22 protein-coding genes are annotated in these 23,463 nt (G+C 69.8%); 6 read left to right on the top strand and 16 right to left on the bottom strand.

From position 1 onward, the window contains the following. Positions 1-7: 7 nt before the first annotated feature. From ABL840_RS34420 to ABL840_RS34390, 7 genes are all read right to left on the bottom strand, one after another. A complete protein-coding gene (locus ABL840_RS34420; RefSeq protein ID WP_418116102.1) occupies positions 8-1,285 on the bottom strand; it encodes an alkyl sulfatase dimerization domain-containing protein in 1,278 nt (425 codons plus the stop codon). Continuing rightward, positions 1,282-2,616 (bottom strand): DUF1254 domain-containing protein, encoded by a 1,335-nt coding sequence (locus ABL840_RS34415; RefSeq protein WP_093304590.1) that lies wholly within the window; start codon positions 2,614-2,616, stop codon positions 1,282-1,284. Before ABL840_RS34415 ends, ABL840_RS34420 begins: the two co-directional genes overlap by 4 nt. Before the next feature lie 9 nt (positions 2,617-2,625). After that, positions 2,626-4,014: a DUF1254 domain-containing protein gene (locus ABL840_RS34410; RefSeq protein WP_093304588.1), complete on the bottom strand. Its 1,389-nt coding sequence runs from the start codon at positions 4,012-4,014 to the stop codon at positions 2,626-2,628. A gap of 49 nt (positions 4,015-4,063) precedes the next feature. Continuing rightward, positions 4,064-5,056 (bottom strand): Bug family tripartite tricarboxylate transporter substrate binding protein, encoded by a 993-nt coding sequence (locus ABL840_RS34405; protein ID WP_093304586.1) that lies wholly within the window; start codon positions 5,054-5,056, stop codon positions 4,064-4,066. Between the two features lie 22 nt (positions 5,057-5,078). Continuing rightward, positions 5,079-7,190 (bottom strand): acetate--CoA ligase family protein, encoded by a 2,112-nt coding sequence (locus ABL840_RS34400; RefSeq protein ID WP_093304584.1) that lies wholly within the window; start codon positions 7,188-7,190, stop codon positions 5,079-5,081. 22 nt (positions 7,191-7,212) lie between these two features. Further along, on the bottom strand, positions 7,213-8,277 hold the full coding sequence (locus tag ABL840_RS34395) for a porin (RefSeq protein WP_093304582.1): 1,065 nt from the start codon (positions 8,275-8,277) through the stop codon (positions 7,213-7,215). Between the two features lie 138 nt (positions 8,278-8,415). Continuing rightward, on the bottom strand, positions 8,416-8,571 hold the full coding sequence (locus ABL840_RS34390) for a hypothetical protein (RefSeq protein ID WP_170217215.1): 156 nt from the start codon (positions 8,569-8,571) through the stop codon (positions 8,416-8,418). Between ABL840_RS34390 and ABL840_RS34385 the strand changes: the two genes are divergently transcribed. Next, positions 8,570-9,184 (top strand): Crp/Fnr family transcriptional regulator, encoded by a 615-nt coding sequence (locus ABL840_RS34385; protein WP_093206039.1) that lies wholly within the window; start codon positions 8,570-8,572, stop codon positions 9,182-9,184. The two genes, ABL840_RS34390 and ABL840_RS34385, sit on opposite strands and share 2 nt — an antisense overlap. An 18-nt stretch (positions 9,185-9,202) precedes the next feature. Here the strand turns inward: ABL840_RS34385 and ABL840_RS34380 are convergent, their stop codons facing one another. Genes ABL840_RS34380 through ABL840_RS34350 form a run of 7 tightly spaced genes read right to left on the bottom strand, consistent with a single transcriptional unit; the run spans position 9,203 to position 15,657 of the window. After that, positions 9,203-9,796 carry a YdeI/OmpD-associated family protein gene (locus tag ABL840_RS34380; RefSeq protein WP_093304581.1) on the bottom strand — a complete coding sequence of 198 codons (594 nt, stop codon included), beginning with the start codon at positions 9,794-9,796 and terminating at the stop codon, positions 9,203-9,205. Further along, on the bottom strand, positions 9,793-10,749 hold the full coding sequence (locus ABL840_RS34375; RefSeq protein ID WP_093205772.1) for a phosphatidate cytidylyltransferase: 957 nt from the start codon (positions 10,747-10,749) through the stop codon (positions 9,793-9,795). Before ABL840_RS34375 ends, ABL840_RS34380 begins: the two co-directional genes overlap by 4 nt. Continuing rightward, positions 10,746-11,438 (bottom strand): lysophospholipid acyltransferase family protein, encoded by a 693-nt coding sequence (locus ABL840_RS34370; protein WP_093206037.1) that lies wholly within the window; start codon positions 11,436-11,438, stop codon positions 10,746-10,748. Before ABL840_RS34370 ends, ABL840_RS34375 begins: the two co-directional genes overlap by 4 nt. Before the next feature lie 47 nt (positions 11,439-11,485). Then, positions 11,486-11,932, bottom strand: a complete 447-nt coding sequence (locus ABL840_RS34365; RefSeq protein ID WP_093205770.1) for a hypothetical protein — start codon at positions 11,930-11,932, stop codon at positions 11,486-11,488. Beyond that, complete coding sequence (locus tag ABL840_RS34360; protein ID WP_093304579.1) at positions 11,922-13,274, bottom strand: phosphatase PAP2/dual specificity phosphatase family protein; 1,353 nt, start codon at positions 13,272-13,274, stop codon at positions 11,922-11,924. The genes ABL840_RS34365 and ABL840_RS34360 overlap by 11 nt, the downstream gene beginning before the upstream one ends. After that, positions 13,271-15,037: a bifunctional alpha/beta hydrolase/class I SAM-dependent methyltransferase gene (locus ABL840_RS34355; protein WP_093304577.1), complete on the bottom strand. Its 1,767-nt coding sequence runs from the start codon at positions 15,035-15,037 to the stop codon at positions 13,271-13,273. Before ABL840_RS34355 ends, ABL840_RS34360 begins: the two co-directional genes overlap by 4 nt. Continuing rightward, positions 15,034-15,657 (bottom strand): CDP-alcohol phosphatidyltransferase family protein, encoded by a 624-nt coding sequence (locus ABL840_RS34350; RefSeq protein ID WP_093304575.1) that lies wholly within the window; start codon positions 15,655-15,657, stop codon positions 15,034-15,036. The genes ABL840_RS34355 and ABL840_RS34350 overlap by 4 nt, the downstream gene beginning before the upstream one ends. A gap of 88 nt (positions 15,658-15,745) precedes the next feature. Here ABL840_RS34350 and ruvB point away from each other — a divergent pair, with 88 nt between their 5' ends. Both ruvB and dmeF read left to right on the top strand, forming a co-directional pair. Next, complete coding sequence (gene ruvB / locus ABL840_RS34345) at positions 15,746-16,810, top strand: Holliday junction branch migration DNA helicase RuvB (protein WP_093205760.1); 1,065 nt, start codon at positions 15,746-15,748, stop codon at positions 16,808-16,810. Between the two features lie 5 nt (positions 16,811-16,815). Continuing rightward, complete coding sequence (dmeF, locus tag ABL840_RS34340) at positions 16,816-17,763, top strand: CDF family Co(II)/Ni(II) efflux transporter DmeF (RefSeq protein WP_093304573.1); 948 nt, start codon at positions 16,816-16,818, stop codon at positions 17,761-17,763. 40 nt (positions 17,764-17,803) lie between these two features. Here dmeF and ABL840_RS34335 read toward each other — a convergent pair whose 3' ends face one another. Next, positions 17,804-19,549, bottom strand: a complete 1,746-nt coding sequence (locus tag ABL840_RS34335; protein WP_093304571.1) for a lysoplasmalogenase family protein — start codon at positions 19,547-19,549, stop codon at positions 17,804-17,806. A gap of 94 nt (positions 19,550-19,643) precedes the next feature. Between ABL840_RS34335 and ABL840_RS34330 the strand changes: the two genes are divergently transcribed. Then, positions 19,644-20,513 carry a UDP-2,3-diacylglucosamine diphosphatase gene (locus ABL840_RS34330; RefSeq protein WP_093205753.1) on the top strand — a complete coding sequence of 290 codons (870 nt, stop codon included), beginning with the start codon at positions 19,644-19,646 and terminating at the stop codon, positions 20,511-20,513. 24 nt (positions 20,514-20,537) lie between these two features. On the opposite strand, the gene ABL840_RS34325 is transcribed toward ABL840_RS34330, so the two are convergent. Further along, the gene (locus tag ABL840_RS34325; protein WP_093304569.1) at positions 20,538-20,783 is read right to left on the bottom strand and encodes a hypothetical protein; all 246 of its coding nucleotides are present in this window, start codon (positions 20,781-20,783) and stop codon (positions 20,538-20,540) included. A gap of 249 nt (positions 20,784-21,032) precedes the next feature. Here ABL840_RS34325 and ABL840_RS34320 point away from each other — a divergent pair, with 249 nt between their 5' ends. Beyond that, on the top strand, positions 21,033-22,232 hold the full coding sequence (locus ABL840_RS34320; RefSeq protein WP_093304567.1) for an acyl-CoA dehydrogenase family protein: 1,200 nt from the start codon (positions 21,033-21,035) through the stop codon (positions 22,230-22,232). 9 nt (positions 22,233-22,241) lie between these two features. Next, complete coding sequence (locus tag ABL840_RS34315; RefSeq protein ID WP_093304565.1) at positions 22,242-23,393, top strand: acyl-CoA dehydrogenase family protein; 1,152 nt, start codon at positions 22,242-22,244, stop codon at positions 23,391-23,393. The last annotated feature ends 70 nt before the right edge of the window (positions 23,394-23,463 follow it).

Below are 23,463 nucleotides of genomic sequence, written 5' to 3'. Positions count from 1 at the left end.
CGGTCTGTCAGTGGATGCCGAAGCGCCCCTGCGTTCCCTGCTCGATCATGTCCGCGCCGACGCGATACAGGTTGCGCGACACGTAACTGGGCACCTGTCGCGCGCGCTCGCGCAGCCACTCGGCCTTGAGCGAGCGCGCCTCCGCGATCTCGGGCGCATCGCCCTCGGCGATGGCCAGCAGGTCGATCACGTGCAGCGCCAGCTGCCAGCGGCCTTCCTTCGCCAGGCTGCACGCATGCGCGATCACGCCGCGCTTGTCGGTGATCGCCTCGGCCACGGCCCGGCCGATGGTCTCGGGCGCCTCGGGGTGCAGCGATGTCGGGTTGCGGTCCCACCAGCCGTTCTCCGAGCGGTAGATGTCGCGCACGATGTAGCCGGGGTCGCCGTATGTAGGCTTCATCCACTCGACGCCGAACAGCTCGTCGGGAAAGCGGATGCGCGCGAGCACGCCGCGCTCGTTGAAGCCCTCGTTCATCAGCCGCACGACCTCGGCGCGCAGCCAGCGCAGCGCACGCGCGGTGTGCGTGAGCACGTGACGCACCTGCTCCTCGCCTTCGAGCGTGGCGCCGAACTCGCGCACCGCCTTGCGCGCGCCGAGCGCCGCGAGCGCATCGAGCGTGTCGGCCCAGCGCACCGTGTCGCGCATCGTGCGAAAGGGCGTGCCGATGTTGGGAATCGAGTCGATCAGCGCCGCGCCGCCGTACAGCACGCGCTGCGACGGGCTCCACAGCGCGATCGCGTCGTCGGTCTCCGAAGGCGCCCAGCGCAGCTCGACGCGGCTGTCGCCCTGGCCGATCTGCAACCGGTCGTCGAAGGTCTCCGTGGGCGCGTGCATGGTGAGCCGACGGTCGAAGAAGCCGGCGGGCCGGTTGAACTGGATCTCGGCCATGCGGTGCTGCAGCGCCTCGGTTTCCCGGTAGCGGGCCTGGCGTCGAAGCACGTTGCGGTGTGCGATGACGCGAGGCGGCGCATCCCCGCGCTGCGCGGCATGCGCGAGCCACATCGGCACGCCGGAGTTGTAGCCCACGTGCCCGTGGCTGTAGCAAAGCGCATGCAGCGGCGCGTTGCTGAGCTGGCGCACCGCGTCGATCATTCCCTGCGTCACCGGGCCGCCCGGCCCGGCATCGATCACCACGAGTCCGGCGTCCGTCTCGGCCACGAAGGACTGGCCCTGCCCCCGCAGGATGTGCAGGCCCGGCGCCACCGTCTCGGTGCCCGTGCCGACGATGAGGAAAGGCTTCTCCTGCTCGGCCTTGTCGATGTTGCTCGTGTCTTTCGTGTTCATGCAGCCTCCCCGGTACGGACCAGTGCCGGCAGCGCATAGCGGCCGTCCAGCATTTCCTCGCGCGGCACATAGGCGCGCAGGCAGAGATAGAAATCGCCGGCAGGCGCCGGCAGCCAGTTCGCCCGCGCAGCCTCGTCTTCGGGGCGCGCATGCTGGATGTGCAGCGTGAGCCCGCCGTCGGCGTCATGGCGCAGCGCTGGCGTTCGGTCGCCGATGGCGTAGCGGTCGATGGGGTTGTCCACCAGCATGTAGTCGCGGCTGTCGTACATCGTGAGCGACCAGAAAGCCTCGACTGGCGGCAGCGCGCCGGGCGCGAAGCGCAACGTGTAGCGGCCGCTTCCGTTGAGCTTGCGCCCCGAGGCGTCGTTCCAGGCCAGCGGATAGGTCGCCTCGCGGCTTTCGAGCATGCCGATGTACTTGAGCGCCACCAGTGCGCGCGCCAGGTGGTCATCGCCGAAGCTGCCTTCGACCAGCGGCATTTGCACCCAGCCGGTGGAAGACGTGGCGCCGGATTGCGCGCCGCGAAGCTGCGGCAGCACGGCATCGAGCGCGTCCTGCAGCACGCTGCGCTGCGTGTCGTCGAGTGCATCGACGTCAGGCCCGAGACCGAGCGCGGCGAAGCGGGCGATCAACCCGGCCTCGCGCGCGGGCGGCGGGTTCTCGCGCAGCGCGCGGTTCACCTGCGTCGCGAAGTGTTCGGCGCTCAGCGGCGCCTTCGGGTCGCAGGCCGGGTCGAAGTGCTTCGGCATCGAAGACGTCTTGCCCGCTTGCCAGTCGCCGAGCGTGCGCACGATGAAGCCGTCCTGCAGCGCATTGACGGCAGGCACGTCCTGCGGCCCGTCGACCAGGATGCGGCCGATCACCCAGAGCCAGCGCGTCGGCGCCTCGACATGCGAGCCGGCCTCCCGGAACGCGGCCGGCACTTCGCCGCGCCAGCCCGGCGGCGTGACGAGAAACGAGCGCGCGGCCGTGCCCGTGAGCCGCTGGCCGATGTGCGCGAAGGGGTTCGTGTAGAAGTCCAGCAGGCCCAGCACGTAGTAGCGCCCGGCCGTGTCCGGCACGTCGATCACGAGCGGCCCGTCGCCCAGGTCCAGCCAGGCGTTGGTGTAGAGCGTGTCGTTGTTCGGCGTCACCACGCGGCTCTTGCCCGCGCCCAGCAGCTGACGCGCGTGCGTGAATACGTTGCACCAGCGATGGGGCTTCGGAGCTTCTCCTGCGACGTCGGTGCGCTGCGGCGAGGTGGCCGCGCGCATGCGGCTCATCTCGTAGAGCGGGAAGGCGTAGACGATGGCCTCCTCGGCCAGCGTGCGCAGTTCGTTGTCGATGGGCATCGGCACGGCTCAGCTCTCTTGTGCCTGCAGGGCCGGAACGCGCCAGCTCTGCACGCCTTCGCGCGGGTAGTACATGCGCAGGATCAGGTAGAAGCGCCCGGCCGGCGCGGGCAGCCAGTTCGCGGCGTCGGCCGGACGCGCGTGGCTCATGCGGATCTCCAGGCTGCCGTCGGCGCCGTGCTTCAGGCCGGGCGTGCGGTCGCCGATGGCGTGGCGCTTGATCTCGTTGAGATAGAGGAATCGGTCGGCGTCGTAGAGCGTCACCGACCAGAAGGCATCCGCCGGCGGCAGGTCGTCGGCCTCGAAGCGCATCGTGTAGCCGCGCTTGCCGTCCAGCGGTTCCTGCTTCGCGTCGTAATGCGCCGCGGCGTACACGGCCTCGCTGGTGGCCAGCGCGCCCAGGCCCAGGTAGGCGGTGCGGGCGCGACCGAGGAACTCGTTGCCGTAGCGGCCCGTGGCGGGTGCCATCGACCAGGGCTTGGGACGGCGGTTGCGGCCTGCAGCACCGACGAGCTGCACGCCTTCGGTGAAGCCCTCGATCAGGCCTTCGCGCGCGGGCTCGTCCAGCGTGTCCCATGAGAAGGCAGCATCCGGCCGCAGCCCGACCTGGCCGAACCAGGCCACCAGCGCACGGTCTTCCACGCGGCCCGGGGCCTCTGCGAGCTCCCGGCACATGTTGGTGAAGAAGCGCTGCGCCACCTGCGCGGCCGGCTCGCCGTTCTCGAAGGCTGCGGCCATCGCGTCCACCGGAGGGCCGTCCCAGTGCTCGACAGCGGACGGCCGACCCTGCAGCACGGTGCCGGGGGCGGGTGCCAGCCTGATCTCGGACTGCAGCGCGCGCGCTGCCGGCCAGTCGCTTTCGTCGCCTACGAGGATGCGGCCGATCAGCCAGACGAGATCGGTGGGGCAATGCACCACGCGGTGACCGGCGAGCGATGCGGGCACCGTGCCGTTCGGCCCGACGAGCACCACGGTCTCTCCCTCAGGGTCGCAGTTGCGCGGCCCCAGGTTCTCGAAATTCTCGGTATAGGCGTCGTACAGCGGCAGCACGAAGTAGCGGCCCGGATGGCGCGACGACGCGGGCACGGTCAACAGCATCGGCCCATGGGCCAGGTGGACCCATGCGATGGTGTAGAGCAGGTCGTTGGCCGGCGTCACCACGTCGCGGTCTTCATGGGTGGAGGGGCGCGGTGCGTGGTGCAGCGTGTTCAGCGGCGCGCGCACGTCCGAGCCGTGCGAGGCTCCGGCGCGGCGCTCGGCCTGCGGCGCGGTCTGCATGGCGCAGGTGCGGTAGGTCTCGGTGAGCGGGTAGCCGTAGACGAAGGCGGCCAGGCCGACGGAGCGGGCGAGCGCCTTGCGCGCGAGGACGACGGCGAGATTGGGATCGGGAGCGTTCATGGTGGATGTCTCTTTGCTGGAGTTCATGGAATGCGGATGGGCGCGGCGCTCAATCGAGCTTCACGCCAGTGGCCTGCGTGAGCCGCAGCGTCACGGGAAGGAAAGCCTTGTAGGCGGCAGTGGCCTCGGCCGGCAGGTTGCCCACCGACTCGGCGCCCAGTTCCTCGATGCGCCGGCTCACTTCCGGCTGGCGGACCACAGCGCTGACTTCGCGCCCGAGCCGTTCGATCACCGCGTCGGGCGTCTTCGCCGGCGCCATCAGCGATGTCGGCCCGGTGAGCGCATAGACCTCATCGGTGTAGCCCTGCTCGGCGAAGGTCGGCACATCGGGCAGCGCCCTGGCGCGGCGCGGGCCGGCCACCGCCAGCGGCCGCAGCTTGCCGGCCGCGATGTACGGCTGCAGCGTGGTGACCGAGCCCACGGTCATGTTGATGACGCCGCTGATCAGGTCGACCGCCATCGGGCTCTCGCCCTTGTAGGGCACGTGCAGCGTCTGCAGGCCATAGGTCTTGTCCATGTAGACCTGGATCTGGTGCGGCTGCGTGCCCGGGCCCCACGAGCCCATCGTGTACTTGCCGGGCGCGGCCTTCACGGTGGCGATCAGGCTCTTGAAGTCCTTGGCCGGTACCGAGGGGTGAACCGCCAGCACGGTGCGCGTGGTGGCGATGTCCGAGACCATGCGCAGGTCGGTGCGTGGGTCGTAGGGCAGCTTGCTGTAGAGCACCATGTTCGCGGTGACCGGGCCCGGCACCGTCAGCAGCAGCGTGTAGCCGTCGGGCGTGCTCTTGGCGACGTAGTCGGTGCCGATGATTCCGCCCGCGCCGCTGCGGTTCTCGACCACCACCGGCTGGCCCAGCCGCTTCGACAGCCCCTCCGCCACGATGCGCGCGAGGATGTCGGTGGAGCCGCCCGCCTGGTACTGCACGATGATGCGCAGCGGCTTCGACGGAAAGGGCGCTTCGGCCTGCGCGCTGCCTGCTGCGAGCGCGATGGCGGCGCCGATGCTGCCGAGCAGGGCGCGTTGTCTTTTCGATGTCGTCATGCGATCTGTCTCCGGTCGTTGTTCATCCGACGCGTCCGACGACCAATGCGTCGACTGCCACGCAGCCGCCGTCGGCCAGCGGCCGCGCGATCAGCGGGTTGATCTCGGCGCTGTCGAGCGAATCGCCGGCGCGCAGCGCGAAACCGGCCAGCGCACACAGCGCATCGGCGATCGAATCGAGGTCGACCGGCGCACGGCCGCGCGCCCCATCGAGGATCGCGAAGGCGCGCAGCTCGCGCACCATGGCCAGCGCGTCGTCGCGCGTGATCGGCAGCGCGCGCAGCGACACATCGCGCAGCGTCTCGACGTGAATGCCGCCCAGGCCGAACATCAGCACCGGGCCGAACACCGGATCGCGGTGCACGCCGGCGATGCATTCGACGCCGCCGCCCAGCATGCGCGCCACCAGCGCGCCGTCGAGCCGCGCATCGGGCCGCGCGGTGAGCGCGTGGTCGCGCGTGCGCTCGAAGGCCGCGCGCGCCTGCGCCGCGCCGCGCAGGCCGAGCGCCACGCCGCCGACGTCCGACTTGTGCGGGATGTCCGCGCTCACGATCTTCACCACCACCGCGTCGCCGATCGCTTCAGCGGCGGCAGCGGCCTCGTCGGCGCTGCGCACCACGCGGTGCTCGACCACGGGCACGCCGGCTTCGGCAAGCAGCGCCAGCGCGTCGGGCTCGGACATGGTGCCGGGGGCGAGCTTCAGCGGATTCGACGCAGGAGCGGAGGCCGTAGAAAGCGGCGCGCCGGTCTTCAACCCGGCCAGCGCGGCAATCGTGCGGATGCCATCCGACGGGTCGGCGAACACAAGGCAGCGCATCGCCTCCAGCTCGGCGCGGCGCTCGGGCGCCAGCAGCGTGCTGATGGCGAGCAGCGTGTCGGGGTAGGCCTTGCGCAGCGAGCCCACCAGCTCGCGCAGCACCGGCCAGAACGCATCCGACGCACCGGCGGCTGCGAGAAAGCCCATCCACGACGCGAAGCCGCGGTCGTCGAGCATCACGCGCGCGCTGCGCTCCAGCAGGCTCATGTCGTTCGTGACCTGCCCCGTGATGTCGACCGGGTTGCGCGGCGCCGCGAAGGGCACCCAGCTGCGCAGCGTGCCCTGCGCGGCCTCGCTCAGCGGCTGCACGTCCAGGCCTTGCGCCGAGGCCTCGTCGGCCATCAGCGCCCCCACGCCGCCCGAGAGCGTGAACAGGCCGATCGAGCGGTCGCGCGGGCGGCCGGCCACCGCCGCGCTGTGTGCCAGGTCGAAGAACTCGGTGAGGTTGCGCGCGCGCAGCACGCCGTACTGGCGGAACACCGCGTCGTACACCGCGTCGTCGCCCGCCAGCGCGGCGGTGTGCGAGGCGGCGGCCTGCGCGCCCAGTGCCGTGCTGCCGACCTTGACCATCACCACCGGCTTGCCGTTCGCCTGCGCGAGGGCCAGTGCAGCGCGCAGCCGGGGGCCGTCGCGGCAGCCTTCCATGTAGCCCATGATCACGTCGGTGGCCGGGTCCTGCGCGAGCCAGGCCAGGCAGTCGGCGAACTGCACGTCGGCCTCGTTGCCGGTGGTGGCCCACAGCGACAGGCCCACGCCGCGCGCTCGCGCCATCGAGTAGGCGTACGCGCCGAACGCGCCCGACTGGCTCACCAGCCCGATGCGCCCCGCGCTCACGCGGCCCACGCCGGGCGCCGGCGAGAAGGTCGCGTAGACATTGCGGGCGATGTTCATGAAGCCCAGGCAGTTCGGGCCGATGAGCCGCACGCCGGCCGCGCGCGCCTTGTCGCCGAGCCGTGCCTGCGCGGCCGAGCCCTCGGCGCCGGTTTCTGCGAAGCCCGACGAGAACAGCACCACGCCCTTCACCTTCGCGGCGATGGCGTCGTCGAGCGCGCCGTCGACCAGCGCGGCGGGCACGGCGAGCACGGCCAGGTCCACCGGCTGGCCGATGGCGCGCAGGCTGGGCCAGGCCTGCAGCTCCTGGATGCGGTCGGCGTTGGGGTTGACCGGGTAGAGCGCGCCGTCGAAGCCGAAGCGGCGCTGATAGTCGACCGGAATGCCGCCGATCTTCTGCGGATTGGACGAGGCGCCGACCACCGCGATGGAGCGTGGCGCGAACAGGGCCGAGAGCGATTCGGCCTGGGAGCTGAAGAAATCCATGAGTCGAGGCGGGAAGGCGGTTTCAGAAGTTGTGGCGGATGCCGGCGGCGAGCACGCGCACGCCGTTGCCGCTGTCGGGTGCGACCGTGATGGTCGCGAGCGAGGCCGAGGCGCCGTTGCGGTTGAGCAGGCGCAGCCAGCGCGCGTACAGCACGGTGCGCTTGCTCAGGTAGTAGTCGTAGCCCAGCGTCCAGGCCAGCTGCGAGCGGCCGGTGTCGTCCACCTTGCGCTGCATGGCCTCGAACATCAGGTTCGAGGCGGGCGTCACGTTGTAGGTGACGCCCAGGCTCGCGAGCTTTGCCGTGGGAACACGCGGCAGGCTCGAGCTGTTGCGCACGTAGTTGGCATAGAACTGCAGGCCGATGTCCGGCAGCTCGTACGCGCCGCTCAGCGCCTGGTAGGTGGTGGTGGCCGGCTCGGCCACGGGCGCCGCGGCCGAGCCGGAGCGCGCGCGCTGGAACGCATAGGCGATGTAGTAGGGCTTGCGCGACCAGCCCAGGCTGCCGCCGTAGAAGTTGCCGCTCTGGTGGCTGGGCGCGCTCGATTCGCCGGGTGCGTAGGCGATGTCCGCGAAGAAATCGCTGCTGGCCGGCGTGCGGTAGCGAATCATGTTGCTGGCACGCGCGGCGAAAGGCGTGAGCCCCGGCTGCGCGTCGGTGGCCGCCACCAGGTTGATCGGCGAGAACACCGAGTTCACGCCGTACGGGTCGGCCTTGAACAGCGTGTAGAACATCGGCGTGTACATGCGGCCCGCGTCGATCTGCCCCCACGGCCCCGACAGGCCGACGAAGGACTGCCGGCTGAACGACATGGCCGGCCCGGGCAGCGTGCCGTTGCCGGTGTCGGGCGCGAAGCCGCTTTCGAGCGTGAAGTGCGCGCTGAGTCCGCCGCCGAGGTCTTCGGTGCCGCGAAAGCCCAGGCGCGAGGCGGTCTGGCCGCCGTCTTCCAGCCGCTTCGACGACGTGTTGCCCGACTTGGCGAAGGCCATGTAGAGGTCGACCGTTCCGTAGATCGTCACGCTGCTCTGCGCCAGCGTGAGCGAGGAGTAGGCCGCCAGCGCGAGGCCGGCGGCTGCTGTCTTCTTCATGTGTTGTATGTCTCCGGTAGGGCTTGCCGCATGCGGGTGATGCATGTCGGTGCCGCTTGTGTGCTTGTGGATGTCCGGTGCTTACGATAGAAATGAAGGACTCCCGAATCTGTCAACGCTTTGACAGATTCATGAACATCACGGCAGGGAGAACCCGCTGACCCGATCGCCCCGCTCAACCCCTCGGAATGCAGAAGAAAGCACCGCGCTCATCGAGCGCGCGCTGCGCTGGAACGAGCTGTTCTCGCGCTGGCCCGATGCGCGCCGCACCGAGCTCATGAAGTCGGCGCGCATGGAGCGCTACAGCCGGCGCACGCAGGTGCTGGCGCACGACCGCAGCCGGCGCGAGCTGCTGGTGGTGGTGTCGGGATGCCTCGAGATCAGCAGCATGAGCACCCATGGGCGCAAGTACGTCAACGCGCTGCTGGGGCCGGGGCAGGTGGCGCCGCTGGTGCGCCTGCTGGAAGACGTGCCGCTGCCCTACGACTACCACGCGCACGAGGACTCGGTGATCATCCACCTGCCCAGCGACGCCGTGATCGCGGTGCTCGACGCCGAGCCCGTGCTGTGGCGCGACGTGGCCAAGCTGGGCCTGCAGCGCCAGCGGCTGAGCATCGTGCTGCTGCAGAACCAGATGCTCAACTCGATCCACGGGCGCGTGGCCGCGACGCTGATGAGCCTGGTCCACTTCTACAACGGACAGGGACCGGGCGCGGGAGAAGGCGACGATGCCGGCCCGCTGGTGCGCCTGTCGCAGAACGACCTGGCGGCCATGCTCGGGCTGTCGCGCCAGACCATCAACAAGGAACTGGGGCGCCTGGTGGAAGAGGGCGCCATCGACATGCGCTACAAGCGCATCCGCATCGTCGATGCCGAGCGGCTGGCGCGCATCGCCGCCGGCACCTGAAGAGCCTCGGAGGCTGCCTCAGGGGTGGATCTTCTCGCCCTTGGCCAGCATTTCCACGAACTGCGCGATGCGGCGCGCGCGGGTCTCGGGCTTCTTCGCGCTCTGCGTGCGGAACAACACCGCGAAGCGGTTGCGCGAATCTAGCGTGGCGAAGAACTTGGCGGCCTTCTTGTTGGCGTCGAGCGCGGCCTGCAGGTCGGGCGGCACGGTGGCCGCGGCGACGCCCTCGTAGGCCGCGTCCCAGCGGCCGTCGGCCTTCGCGCGTTCGATCTCGGCATGGCCGGCCGGCTGCATGCGGCCTTCCTCGATGAGCTTCAGCACCTTGGCGCGGTTGATCTGCGACCAGATGCTGCGCTTGGTGCGCGGCGTGAAGCGCTGCTGGAAGTACTGCGCGTCGTCGCTCTTGCGCTGGCCGTCGATCCAGCCCCAGCACAGCGCTTCTTCGAGCGCCGCGGCGTAGTCGATGGAGGCGATGCCGCTGTCCTTCTTCGCGATGCGAAGCCACACGCCGGCGGCGCTGGCGTGGTGGCGCTTGAGCCAGCGAGCCCACGAGGCGGCATTGGTGCATTCGACGGGCGTGTCGTGGACGACGCGCTCTTCTGTCTTGCTCATGGCACCCACCAGTAGCGCAGCGCGTGGAAGTAGATGGGCGCCGCGAAGATCACCGAATCGAGCCGGTCGAGCATGCCGCCGTGGCCTTCGATCATCGAACCCCAGTCCTTCACGCCGCGGTCGCGCTTGATGGCCGACATCACCAGCCCGCCGAAGAAGCCCATCAGGCAGATGGTGAGCGCCATCAGCGCCGCCTGCCACGGGTTGAAGGGCGTGGCCCAGTACAGCGCCGCGCCCAGCGCGGTGGCGCTCGCCACGCCGCCGATCAGGCCTTCCCATGTCTTGGAGGGCGACAGCTCGGGCGCCACCTTGCGCTTGCCGAAGAGCTTGCCCCACACGTACTGCAGCACGTCGCTGCCCTGCACCACGATCACCAGGAAGGCGATCAGCAGCAGGTTGCGGCCCTCGAAGCCCGGGATCTGCAGCGTGAGCAGCGCGGGTACGTGGCTGATGCAGAACACGCACACCATCAGCCCCCACTGGATCTTCGAGGTGCGTTCAAGGAAGCGCCGCGTGTCGCCGCTCACCGCCGCCAGGATGGGCAGCAGCAGGAAGGCGTAGACCGGGATGTAGATGGCGTAGAGCCCGTACCAGTCGATCCAGATCAGGAAGTACTGCCCCGGCAGCGCGAGGTAGAAGGCCAGCGCGATCGGCGCATGGTCGCCGCGCCGCGTGTAGGCCAGGCTGATGAACTCGCGCAGCGCATAGAACGAGATCAGGTAGAACAGCACGATCACGCCGCCCTTGCCGAAGGCGAAGGCGATGCCGATCACCGCCACCATCACCCACCACGCGTTGACGCGCGAGTTGAGGTTGTCGATCACCGAATGCGGCTGGCCGTGCGCCACCCGCCACTTGAGCAGCGCGCCGATGGCCGAGGCCAGCACCAGCACGCCGGCCACGCCACCGAAGAGCTTGAGCGTGGTCCACGCGAAGGGAGAAAGCTCGATCATGCGGCGGTCCCTCCGTTGTTGTTCTGGCTGCCGGCCGTGCCGTTCTCGTCGATGCGGTCGTACTCGGGCCGCAGGTCGAGCATGGCGGCGCGGGCGCGGGCGATGAAGCTGTTCTTGTCCTCGCCCTCGGCCAGCGAGATCGGCGCGCCGTAGCGAACCGTGCAGGCCAGCGGGATCGGCACCAGCGTGCCCTTGGGCAGCACGCGCTTGAGGTTCTCGATCCACACCGGTACCAGCCGCACGTTGGGGCAGGCGCGCGCCAGGTGGAAGAGGCCGCTCTTCAGGGGCAGCAGGATCTCGTCGCCGGTGTTGCGCGTGCCCTCGGGGAACATGATGAGCGAGTCGCCGGCGTCCAGCGCCTGCTTCATCTGCTCGACCGGGTTCTCGCCCTGGCCCGAGCCGTCGCGGCGGATCATCAGCGCGTTGAACACGTCGATGCCGATGAACTGCCGCGTCTTCGAGGCCATCCAGTAGTCCTGTCCGGCCACCGGGCGCGTGAGCGCGCGCAGGTCGGGCGGCAGAGTGGCCCACAGCAGCACGAAGTCGCCGTGGCTCGTGTGGTTGGCGAAGTACAGCGTCTGCTCGGCCTTCGGCGTGGAGCCCGACCAGATGGCGCGCACCCCGGTCAGCAGCCCGGCCGCGCCGATGATGAGCTTGCCCGCCACGATGGCGAGGCCGCGCCGCAGCACGGTGCTTTCGGGCTTTTCGTCCTTGTTCTTGTTTTCTTCTTCTGCGTTCAAGAGATGTCCTGTGTCATCAAGGCAAGTAGGAACATGGCGCTCTGGCAGGCCACCACGATGGCGTGGCGCTGCATGAGCTGACGGGTGCCCTGCACGCGATCGTCCAGCGGGCGGGGAGCGTGCTGCGAGGGCGGAGGCTCGCGCAGGCCGAGGGAGGCGAGCGAGCGGTCGAGGGCGTCGAGCGAGGCGACGGTGTTGCGCGCCAGGCCGTCGAACAGCGCCTCGTCGAAGCGCAGCCGGAAAGCGAAGTAGCGCTCCAGCGCGCCGAGGATGACGACCGCGCCGAAGCCCATGGTGGCGGTGGTCGAGAGCGAGCGCAGCGTCAGCGCGAGCACCAGCGCCGAGATGCAGGTGAGCGCGAAGCCCCAGAGGGCCAGCAGCGCCATCGCGCGCAGCAGCGCCGCGAGCGCGGCGCAGGTGGTTCTGTCGTTGTCATCGGTCATGGCGCGGCACCTCCTGCAAGGGCTTGATCGGCTCCAGCGACATCCGCCAGGCGTCCCGCAGCACGATCTGCGGCCGCGCCCGGCGCACCGTGTCCTCGGCCTGGGCAACGCCGCCGGCCGCCCCGTAGCGGCCCAGCCAGGCGATCACCGCCGCCGCGCTGCGCGAGAAGCCGAGCGCGCAGCAGACCCACACTGTGGCACCGTCCGCGCTCCTGCGCTGGCCTTCGACGACGGCGGCCGCGCGCTGCAGGCGCACGGTGGGCGGCACCGTCAGGTCGAGCACCGGCACGCAGCGCGCATGCGGCACGCCGGCAGGCATCTGCAGCTCGGCGCACAGGCTCACCAGCCGGGGCCGCCCGGCGGCCAGCCATTCGGCGTGCGTGGGCCGGCGGCCCAGCCGAAGGCCCGGCACCACCTCGACCGAGGCCGGCAGCTTGCGCGTCCAGAGCCAGGCGTTGACGGCGGCGCCGAGGCGGTAGGGCGCCAGCATCCAGCGCGCCGCCCAGCCCATGCGGCCGCGGCCGTTCATCTGGAAGCCGCGCGCGCCGAAGCCGGCGTAGTTCAGCGCCACCAGCGCGAGCGAGGCGGCCGGCCATGCGAGCCACAGCGCGATGCCGCCGCCGTAGAGCGCGGCCGCCAGGAACAGCGCCGCGCCCACGGCGTAGAAACCCGCCAGCTTCCAGCGCTGCGCATCACTGGCGGTGCGCCATGCGCGCGGCATCGACACCACGCGCTCCAGCGGCCACAGCCACACGCAGAACAGGCCGAGCAGCGCGCCGGTAGGAATGTCGATGAAGTGGTGCTGCCAGGTCGTGAGCACCGAGGCGCAGATGGCGAAGGCCCACAGGTGCAGCACCAGCCGCGCCCACAGCGGCCGGATGAACTGCCGGTACCAGTCCCACAGGATCACCGCCAGCGCGATGTGCAGCGAGGGCGCCTGGTTGAAGGGCTGGTCGAAGCCGCGCAGCGCGTTGAACAGGAAGGCCGGTGCCCCGTCGACCGGCGGCTGTCCGAAGCTGAAGTGCAGCGGCCAGAGGATGAAGCAGGTGCAGGCGACCAGCGTGGCCGTCACCAGCCGCAGCGCATGCCGGTCGAGCGTGTGCCGGCTGCGCGCGAGGAACAGCGACAGCGCGTAGAAGACGTTGATCGTCCAGTACGGGAAGATGGTCCACGGCCAGAACGGCACCTGCCGCTCCCACTCGAAGGCCATCGACGGCACGTCGGCGCGCGTGGTGGCCCACCAGTTGGCGAAGCCGTAGGTCGCGTAGAACAGCGGCCCCAGGAACACCAGCCAGGCGGCGGCGCGCTTCCAGAGCCGTCGTGCCGGCGGGGTGCGCGTCATTGCGTGACGCGCACCGCCAGAGACACTGTGAAGATGCCCCATTCGTCCACCCGCTGGTCGATCTTGCGGAAGCCCGCTTCCTCCACCAGCTGGTCCATCTCGTACTGGGTGCGGCGGCGCATCACCCAGGCTTCGCCCTGGCGGTGGCTGGTGAGGGCGCGCGCGATCATCTCGAGCTGCGGATGCCATGGCTGGCCGGTGTAGACCAGGTAGCCGCGGTCTTCCACCGCGTCGCCCACGCCCGCGAGCGAGCGGCGAACCATCTCGTTGTCGGGGAAGAGCTCGTACAGGCCCGACACCACGGCCAGCGTGGGACGCGGCGTGACGCTGGCGAGGCTCATGCGGTCGAAGGCGTCGGCCTGCACGAACCGCGCGACGTCTTCCAGGCCTTTCTCGGCGATGAGCGCGCGGCCGTCGCGCACGTTGATGTCGCTGTAGTCGCGCAGCAGGATCGAGCTGGCCTTGACGGGGCTCGCCAGCACAGCGTCGAGCACGTAGCGGCCGTGGCCGGCGGCGATGTCCATCAGGCGCACCTCGCGGTGCATCTCGGCTAGCCGCTCCATCGCGATGCGCAGCAGCTCCTCGACGTGGATCTTGCGCTGGCGGATGCCGCGCCAGCCGATCGACTCCAGGTAGGTCTTGTCGATCGAGCGGCCGATGAACGAGCTGCCCTGCGGATGATTGCGGTAGACGTAGTCGAGCGTGCTGCCCGAGTCGAAGCCGGTTTCGTGGCCGAGCTTGATGCCCTCGGACATCGTGCCGCCCAGCTTCAGCCCGGCACGGGTCATGGCCCAGTAGGCGCCGCGCGGCGACAGGGGCGAGAGCGGCTCGGCCAGCGCGCGCGATTCGTCGGCCGTGTCGCCGCTCAGGTGCGCCTCGCGGCGGTCGACCGGCACGGCGGGCTCGTCGAAGCGCTGGAGGATGAATTCGCGGATCTGCGCCACGGCCGGCGCGCGGTCCTTCTCGCCCAGCGTGTCGTGGAAGAAGCCCGGCAGCTCGGTCTTGGTCTTCACCGCGCTGCCCAGCCGCTCGAAGAACTGGTGCTGTGGCTTGTGGTGCACCACCCAGTCGGCGCCCGAGATGAGCAGCTGCACAGGCAGCGTGATCGCGTTGGCGTCGGCCACCACGCGGTCGGCCGCCTCGTACAGGCCCAGCAGGATGTTCACCGCGATGGGCCGGCTGATGAGCGGATCGCTCTCGTAGCTGGCGATGCGTTCCGGGTCGTGCGTGAGGAATTTCGCCTTCACGTAGCTGTTGACGAAGAAAAGCCCGCGCAGCTTGTGCATCAGCGCCAGGCCGGGCCGCGCGAACGGCACGTAGAGCTTGACCTTGAAGGCCGGCGAGGCGAGCGTGAGGCCGCGCACCTTGGGGGCGTAGTCGTGCGCCCAGGTGGCGATCAGCACCGCGCCCACGCTTTGCGCGACCACGTGGATGTCCTGCTCGGGCACGCCGTGGACGGCGCCGATGTGCTGCACGAAGGTCTGCACGTCGCGCACCGAGGTGCCGAAGCTGGGGCTGTAGCCGCGCTGGCCGGGCGAGCGCCCGTGGCCGCGGGCGTCCCAGGCGTAGAAGTCGAAGTCGGGCAGGTCGAGTTCGTCGACCAGGTGCGCCATGCGCGCGCCGTGCTCGTGGCCGCGGTGGAACAGCAGCACGGCGCCGCGCCGCGCCGCGCCCGTGGCGGGCCAGCGGCGGTAGAACAGCGATTCGCCGTCGTGCGTCTGGAAGTGGAGTTCTTCGGCGATGCGAGAAGTCGTATTTGTCATTGAGTCCCTGTGGAATTGGTGTCGGCCTCTGCCAGTGCCCGGCGAATGCGGTTGACGATGGTCCATGCCACGAGCGCGGCCAGCAGCGGCATCAGCCAGGCCGTCCAGCCCGGCAGCGGCCCGCCCAGCGCCACATAGAGGCCGAGCGCGCCGAACACGAAGGCCCGGTCGCTCTTGCCCAGCGGGCCGTCGTAGCGGCGCGAGGCGCCCACGGTGGGGCCCAGCGCGCCGGCGAATTCGCTCAGCCCGGCCAGCACGATCACCGTGCCGACCCAGAAGCCGCTGAAGGGCTGCACCAGCGCGAAGGGCAGGTACAGCGCCGCGTCGGAGACCACGTCGGTCAGTTCGTTGAGGAAGGCGCCCAGCCTGCTTTGCTGGTTGTGCTCGCGCGCCAGCATGCCGTCGATGGCGTTGAAGGCCATGCGCAGGAACATCCACAGCGGGATGAGCCCGAAGGCCGCCAGCGAGGGCGCCGCGAAGAAGAGCCAGAGCCCGAGCGCGACCGAAACCACGCATGCCGCCAGCGTGACCTGGTTGGCCGTGACGCCCATCGCATGCAGGCGGACCACCAGCGGCCGCAGCAGTGCCTGGAAACGCGGCTTCAGTTCGTAGATCGACACGTGCTGGCTTCCCCTCGTTCGTTATATGGCCGAAGCATTCTGCCAGTGTGTGGCAGGTACTAAACTCCCCAGCGAAGACCCCTCCGCAATGACCATCCAGACTGACGACTTCGCGCCCGCCCCCCAACGCGTGGTGTCCGCCGCCCCGGCCTCTCCCAACGAGGAGGCGATCGAACGGGCCCTTCGCCCCAAGCTGCTCGACGAGTACGTCGGCCAGGCCAAGGTGCGCGAGCAGCTCGAGATCTTCATCGGCGCCGCGCGCAAGCGGAAGGAGGCGCTCGACCACGTCCTGCTGTTCGGCCCGCCGGGCCTGGGCAAGACCACGCTGTCGCACATCGTCGCGGCCGAGCTGGGCGTCAACCTGCGCCAGACCTCCGGCCCCGTGCTCGAGAAGCCCAAGGACCTGGCGGCGCTGCTGACCAACCTGGAGCCGAACGACGTGCTCTTCATCGACGAGATCCACCGCCTGAGCCCGGTCGTCGAGGAAATCCTGTACCCCGCGCTGGAGGACTACCAGATCGACATCATGATCGGCGAGGGTCCCGCGGCGCGCAGCATCAAGCTCGACCTGCAGCCCTTCACGCTGGTGGGCGCCACCACCCGCGCCGGCATGCTGACCAACCCGCTGCGTGACCGTTTCGGCATCGTCGCGCGGCTGGAGTTCTACACGCCCCAGGAGCTCGCGCTGATCGTGCGCCGCAGCGCCGGCCTGCTCAAGGTGGAGGCCGACGAGGCCGGCGGCTTCGAGATCGCCCGCCGCTCGCGCGGCACGCCCCGCATCGCCAACCGCCTGCTGCGCCGCGTGCGCGACTACGCCGAGGTCAAGGGCAACGGCCGCATCACCGAAGACATCGCGCACCGGGCGCTGGCCATGCTCGACGTCGACCCGCAGGGCTTCGACCTGATGGACCGCAAGCTGCTCGAGGCCGTCATCCACCGCTTCGACGGCGGCCCGGTCGGCCTGGACAACGTGGCCGCCAGCATCGGCGAGGAGCGCGACACCATCGAGGACGTGATCGAGCCCTACCTCATCCAGCAGGGCTACCTGCAGCGCACGCCGCGCGGGCGCATCGCCACCTTGGCCGCGTACCGCCACCTCGGCGTGGCCCCGCCTTCCGGCCGTGCCGACGGCCCCGACCTTTTTGGAACCTGACCCCCATGCACACCCATGACCTGAGCGCCTGGCAGCACGACCACCATTTCGGCGCCGACACCTCTTCCGCCGAGCGCAGCACGCGCCTCGTGATGTGGATCACCTTCGCGATGATGGTCGTCGAGATCGGCGCCGGCTGGTGGTTCAACTCGATGGCGCTGCTGGCCGACGGCTGGCACATGAGCTCGCACGCGCTGGCCATCGGACTGAGCGCCTTCGCCTATGCGGCCGCGCGCCGCTATGCACGAGACCCGCGCTTCGCCTTCGGCACCTGGAAGATCGAGGTGCTCGGCGGCTTCGCGAGCGCGCTGGCGCTGCTGGGCGTGGCGGCGCTGATGGTGGTGGGCTCGCTGGAGCGGCTGTGGTCGCCCGCGGCCATCCACTATCCAGAGGCCATCTCGGTGGCGGTGCTGGGGCTGGTGGTCAACCTGGTCTGCGCACGGCTGCTGGGTGGGGCGCATCATGACCACGGCCATGCGCACGACCACCACGATCACCACGACCATGGGCATGGCCACGACCTGAACCTGCGCTCGGCCTATCTGCACGTGGTGGCCGATGCCGCGACCTCGGTGCTCGCCATCGCGGCGCTGCTGGGCGGCTGGTTCTACGGCTGGGCCTGGCTCGACCCGGCGATGGGCATCGTCGGCGCGGTGCTGGTGGCGGTCTGGGCCAAGGGGCTGCTGAAGGAAACGGGCAAGGTGCTGCTCGACCGCGAGATGGATCACCCGGTCACGCAGGAGATCCGCGAAGGCGTCGAGACCATGCTGGCCGACTCCGAGACCCGCGTGGCCGACCTGCACGTGTGGCGCGTGGGCCGCGACGCATACGCCTGCGCGCTCACCGTGGTGACGCACTCGCCGACGCTCACGGCCGACGAGGTGCGGGCGTGCTTCTCGATGCACGAGGAAATCCGCCACTCCACGGTGGAAATCCAGCGCTGCGCCGACTAGTTTGACTCCTTCCCCCGCTGGGGGAAGGCGCAAGCCAAAGTCAGGCGACCTTGGCGCGCGCGTGGCGCACGATCAATATCTGAGCCGCATAGTAGGTAGCCAGCACCCACAGCGGCGCCAGCGGCAGCGGCGTCACGAACTGGTTGGTGGCCAGCAGCGAGTCGCTGAGCATGAAGAAGCAGGCACCCACCGCGACCCAGGCCGGGGACGAGTCCGAATCCTTCAGCACGGTGGCGCGCCCGATGGCCTGCGCAGCCATGCAGGCGATCACCACCACATAGGCGCCGACCGGAATCCGCAGCGCCGCGGGCAGTCCGCCCTGCCAGAGGAAGGCGTACATGCCGGCGCCGATCAGCAGCGTCGCCGCCAATGCCCCGCGGCGCGGAAACATGCCAACGCCGATGCGGAACAGCGCGATGTAGGCGAGGTGGGCCAGCAGGAAGCAGACCAGGCCGGGAACGAACATCCTGTCCGGCCCCATCAGCAGCACGTCGCCCGCCAGCGAGGCGACCAGGCCGGCCAGCAGCAGGCCGTCGAAGCCGGTCACGGAGCCTGCAGACATCGCCCGCCGGGCCGCGAAGAAGATCGCGATCGACAGCGCCAGCGGCTTGAAGACGTGGTGCAGCCAGCCGATGCCCAGTGCCGCGCTGGCCGTGGCCAGGGCCGCTGCCTCGACCAGTAGCACCTCGGTGACGGTCAAGCGCCCCTGCAGCACGCCGCCGATGGCCCACAGCATGGCCGTCAGCGCGGCCAGCCACACGGCGGACTTCGCCAGCGGCATCTGGTCGGAGAACCACAGGAAGACCACCGCGAATCCGATCAGCAGCAGGAATTGAATGCCCGCGAACCATTGCACGCCCGCGCTCACCGCCGGCTCGTAGCGCGTCACACGGGCGATGTCGAAGGCCGGCTTCGGAAAGCGCGCCGCCACGTCGACCGGCCGCCAGCCGGGCGGCTTGATCCACACGCGCAGCTTGTCGGCCCAGCTGCGCGCGTGCCATGAATCCTTCGCGAGCGCCCAGTACACCTCGGCGTTGGCCCACAGCGGGTCCCAGCTGCGCAACTCGCCGCGCGTGCCGTAGACGCAGCGCTCGTCCTCCTCGCGGAAGCTGCCGAACATGCGATCCCACACGATCAGGATGCCGCCGTAGTTGCGGTCGAGGTAGCTGTCGTTCACCGCGTGGTGCACGCGGTGGTTCGACGGCGAGCAGAACCAGCGGTCGAACCAGCCCAGCTTGCCCACCTGCTCGGTGTGCACCCAGAACTGGTAGAGCAGGTCGATCAGAGCCACCACGCCGAACACCAGCGGCGGCACGCCCGCCACCGCCATCGGCAGGTAGAAGATCCAGCCCAGCAGCGCGCCGCTGGAGGTCTGCCGCAGCGCGGTCGACAGGTTGTAGTGCTGGCTCTGGTGATGCACCACGTGCGCCGCCCACAGCACGGCCGACTCGTGGCCCATGCGGTGCAGCCAGTAGTAGCAGAAGTCGTAGAACAGCAGGGCGAGCAGCCAGCCGTACCAGGTGGTCCAGAACTCCTTCGCGGCCTCCTGGGGAAAGAGCGCCACCGCCGAATACACGGCCGTGTAGATGCCGATGCGCAGCAGCCCGGTGAGCACCGCGCTGACCTGGCTCAGCATGCCCAGGCCGATGCTGTTCACGGTGTCGGCGAGGCGGTAGGTGTCCTGCCCGGCGCCGCGGCGGGCGCGGGCACGGCCGACAGCGAATTCGATCGCGATCAGCAGGAAGAAGACGGGGGTTGCGAGAACGATGATCTGGCCAGGACGCATCGCGCGATTGTGGCGTTGCGACAGCCCCACAAGTCATCGGGATGTCACGGGGGCGCCATCGTATGGTCACCCGGCGGTGGGAGCCTACCGGGCCATGCAACGCGACGACGCTTTCCTTCGCGCATGGCGCGACACCGCGGTCCGGGCCCTCGACCCGGAGGACGACGACCGCGCGCGTCCACCACTGCAATTCCGAACCCTCTGGATCTCCGACCTGCACCTGGGCACGCCCGGCTGCCAGGCCCGGGCCCTGCTCGACTTCCTCAAGCACACCGAGTGCGAAACGCTGTTCCTGGTCGGCGACATCATCGACGGCTGGCAGCTCAAGCGGCACTGGTACTGGCCGCAGGCGCACAACGACGTGATCCAGAAGCTGCTGCGCAAGGCGCGCAAGGGCACGCGCGTGATCTTCATCCCGGGCAACCACGACGAGTTCGCCCGCAAGTACCTGCACCACAACTTCGGCGGCATCGACGTGGCCGAGGAATGGATCCACGAGACGGCCGACGGCCGCAAGCTCTGGATCATCCACGGCGACCTGTTCGACGGCGTGATCCAGTGCGCCAAGTGGCTGGCCTACGTGGGCGACTCGCTCTACGAATTCACGCTCAAGCTCAACCGCCACCTCAACTCGCTGCGCGCGCGCATGGGGCTGCCCTACTGGTCGCTTTCCAAGTACCTCAAGGGCAAGGTCAAGCGGGCCGTGAGCTACGTGGGCGACTTCGAGAAGGCCGTGGCCCGCGAGGCCCGCAACCGGGGCGCGCAGGGCGTGGTCTGCGGCCACATTCACCATGCCGAGATGCGCGACATCGACGGCATCCTCTACTGCAACGACGGCGACTGGGTCGAGAGCCTGACGGCGCTGGCCGAGCATGCCGACGGCAGGCTGGAAATCATCGAGTGGGCACAGCACATGCCCGTGCCGTCGAAGGCGACGCCGCAGCGCGAGGTCGTTGCGGCCTGAAGAAGAGAAGCAGGGCCGCCGGGGTCAGCCCTTGCGGTCGCGGTCGTTCGGCTTCGTCGCGTGCTCGAGCTGCTCGCGCCAGGCGTCGTAATGCCTGAACATGCTCTTGCCCAGCTCGTCCATCCACAGCCACCAGGCCAGCGCGAGGTTCTCGGGGCCGTCGGGTTCCGGTGGATTCCGGGAAAGCGTGGCGTCAGGCTGTTCCGGCAACTCGTAGTCGCACAGGCGCTCGACGCTGCTGTGCGAAAAGCCGGGAATGACAGTGCTCACTGCAATGCTCCTTCGGGGGCGGCGCTTTCTTCTCTGCCGCCCGGAACAACAACTCCCCGGGGGCGATTGAAGCAGGAACCGGTGCCCCGCCGTATCGGACTATCCCGAATGAAAACAAAGGTCTACGGAAATCCGTGAGTCCCGGCGGCGCACGACGCGCACCGCCACGTTCGTCCGATCCGACGATGCCGGCCGGCCCCGCCGGCATCACACTCGGGCGGAGCATTCCGACAGGAGACGACCAACATCATGGCCTGGGCACTCACGACCGCGGAGGCCGCGTTCCGCGACGAGGTCAGAGACTTCCTCGCGCGCGAGCTGACGCCCGAGCTGCGCGCCGCTGGCCGGCGCAGCTCCGGCATCTTCAGCGACCACGAATTCGGCAACCGCTGGCACCGCATCCTCGCGAAGCGCGGCTGGAGCGTTCCGCACTGGCCGGTGGAGCACGGCGGCACCGGCTGGTCGCCGATGCAGCACTACATCTTCTCGGCCGAGCTGGCGGCAGCCGACGCACCGCCGCGCGCGCCCATGGGCCCGGGCATGGTGGCGCCTGTGATCATCGCCTTCGGCACCGAGGCGCAGAAGCGCGCGTGGCTGCCCGGCATCCGTTCGGGCGAGGACTACTGGTGCCAGGGCTATTCCGAGCCGCAGTCGGGCTCCGACCTGGCCTCGCTGCAATGCAAGGCGGTGCGCGATGGCAGTCACTACATCATCAACGGCACCAAGATCTGGACCACCCACGCACAGTACGCCAACCGCATGTTCTGCCTGGTGCGCACCACGTCGGGCGGCAAGCCGCAGCAGGGCATCAGCTTCCTGTGCTTCGACATCCCGGCGCCGGGCATCACCATCCGGCCGATCATCAGCATCTCGGGCGACCACGAGCTCAACCAGGTGTTCTTCGACGACGTGCGCGTGCCGGCCGAGGGGCTCATTGGCGAGGAGAACCAGGGCTGGACCATCGCCAAGTACCTGCTGCAGCATGAGCGCGGTGGCGCGTGGGCGCCGATGCTGCGCGCCCGCCTGCGCCGGCTGCAGGCGGCCGCCGATGCGGCTTTCGCGGCCGCGGCGCACGACGCGCACGAGGCCGACGACATGGCCCTGCGCCTCGCCGAGGCTGAATGCGCCATCGACGCGCTCGAGGCCACCGAACTGCAATCGCTGCGCGCGCAGGCCCGCGGCGAGCCGCACGGCATACGCCCGTCGATGGGCAAGGTGCTGGGCTCCGAGCTGCGCCAGCGACTGACCGAACTCGGCGTGGAAATCGCCGCCCACTACGCCGCGGCCGACCTGCCACTGGACGACAGTCTTCAGCGCGGCGAGCTGCCCATTCCCGAGGACGCCGTGTTCTCCATGTCGGCCTACCTCAACGACCGCGCGGCGTCGATCTACGCGGGCTCCAACGAGGTGCAGCGCAACATCGTCGCGGCCCACCTGCTGGCGAACTGAGGCTCTTCGATGACGACAGCCACCACCGAACGCGACGACACCCTGGCGATGCTGCGCGACAGCCTCGCGCGCTACCTCGACGACAACCACGGCTTCGAGCAACGCCTGTACGCGCTGCGCAAGGCCGACGACGCACCACCGCCGTTCTGGCGCGGCCTTGCCACCGAACTCGACCTGCTGGGCGCGGCCCTGCCCGAGTCGGCGGGTGGCCTCGGCGGCGGCATGGCCGCGCACCTCGCGCTGATGGAGACGCTGGGCGGCGCGCTCGCCGCCGAGCCGTACCTGTCGACGATGGTCATCGGCGCTGGCCTGCTGCAGCGCAACCCCGGCGCACAGGCCGACGCGCTGCTGGAGCGCGTGGTCGCGGGCGAGGCCGTGCTAGCGTTCGCGCACGGCGAGCCGCAGAGCAGGCACGACCGCGCCGACGTGCAGACCGAATTCGTGCGCGATGCCGACGGCTCCTTCCGCCTGAACGGCCGTAAGGCCGTGGTGCACGCAGCGCCATGGGCCAGCCACCTGCTCGTGAGCGCGCGAAGCGGCGCCGGGCTCTCGCTGTTCGTCGTTCCGAGGAACACGCCGGGCTTGCGCCTGCGCGCCTACCCGACGCGCGACGGTGGCCGTGCGGCGGACATCGCCCTCGACGACCTGCGCCTGCCGGCCGACGCACTGCTGGGCGAAGAGGGCGGCGCGCTGCCGAAGATCGAACAGGCGCTCGACGAGGCCACGCTCGCCGTCTGCGCCGAGTCCATCGGCGTCATGCGTCGCCTGATGCGCGACACGCTCGACTACGTGCGGCAGCGCAAGCAGTTCGGCGTGCCGATTGCCAGCTTCCAGGTGCTGCAGCACCGCTTGGCCGACATGCACATGGCGCTGGAACAGGCCGCGGCGCTCACCGCCAGCGTGGGTGAAATCATCGACGACGCATCGAGCGGCGAACGTGCGCGCGCCGTCTCGTCCGCCAAGGTGGCCGCCGCCAAGGCATGCAAGGCGGTCGGGCAGGGCGCGGTGCAGCTGCACGGCGGCATGGGCATGACGGAGGAGCTGGCAGTCGGGCACTACGTGCGCCGCGCCACGCTCATCGAGGGCCAGTTCGGCCCGCCGTCCTGGCACCTGCGCCGCGTCGCGAAGCTGCGCGCAGCCCTGGTGCAGGCGCAGGCGTAGCGCATTCGTCGCTTTCGACGATGCGGCGCCGTGGGGCCGGCGCCAAGATGTCTCCACACACAGGAGACAG

It is taken from the genome of Variovorax sp. NFACC27 (assembly GCF_048301545.1).
Lineage (GTDB): Bacteria > Pseudomonadota > Gammaproteobacteria > Burkholderiales > Burkholderiaceae_C > Variovorax > Variovorax gossypii.
This window is presented reverse-complemented; position numbering and strand designations above follow the sequence as displayed.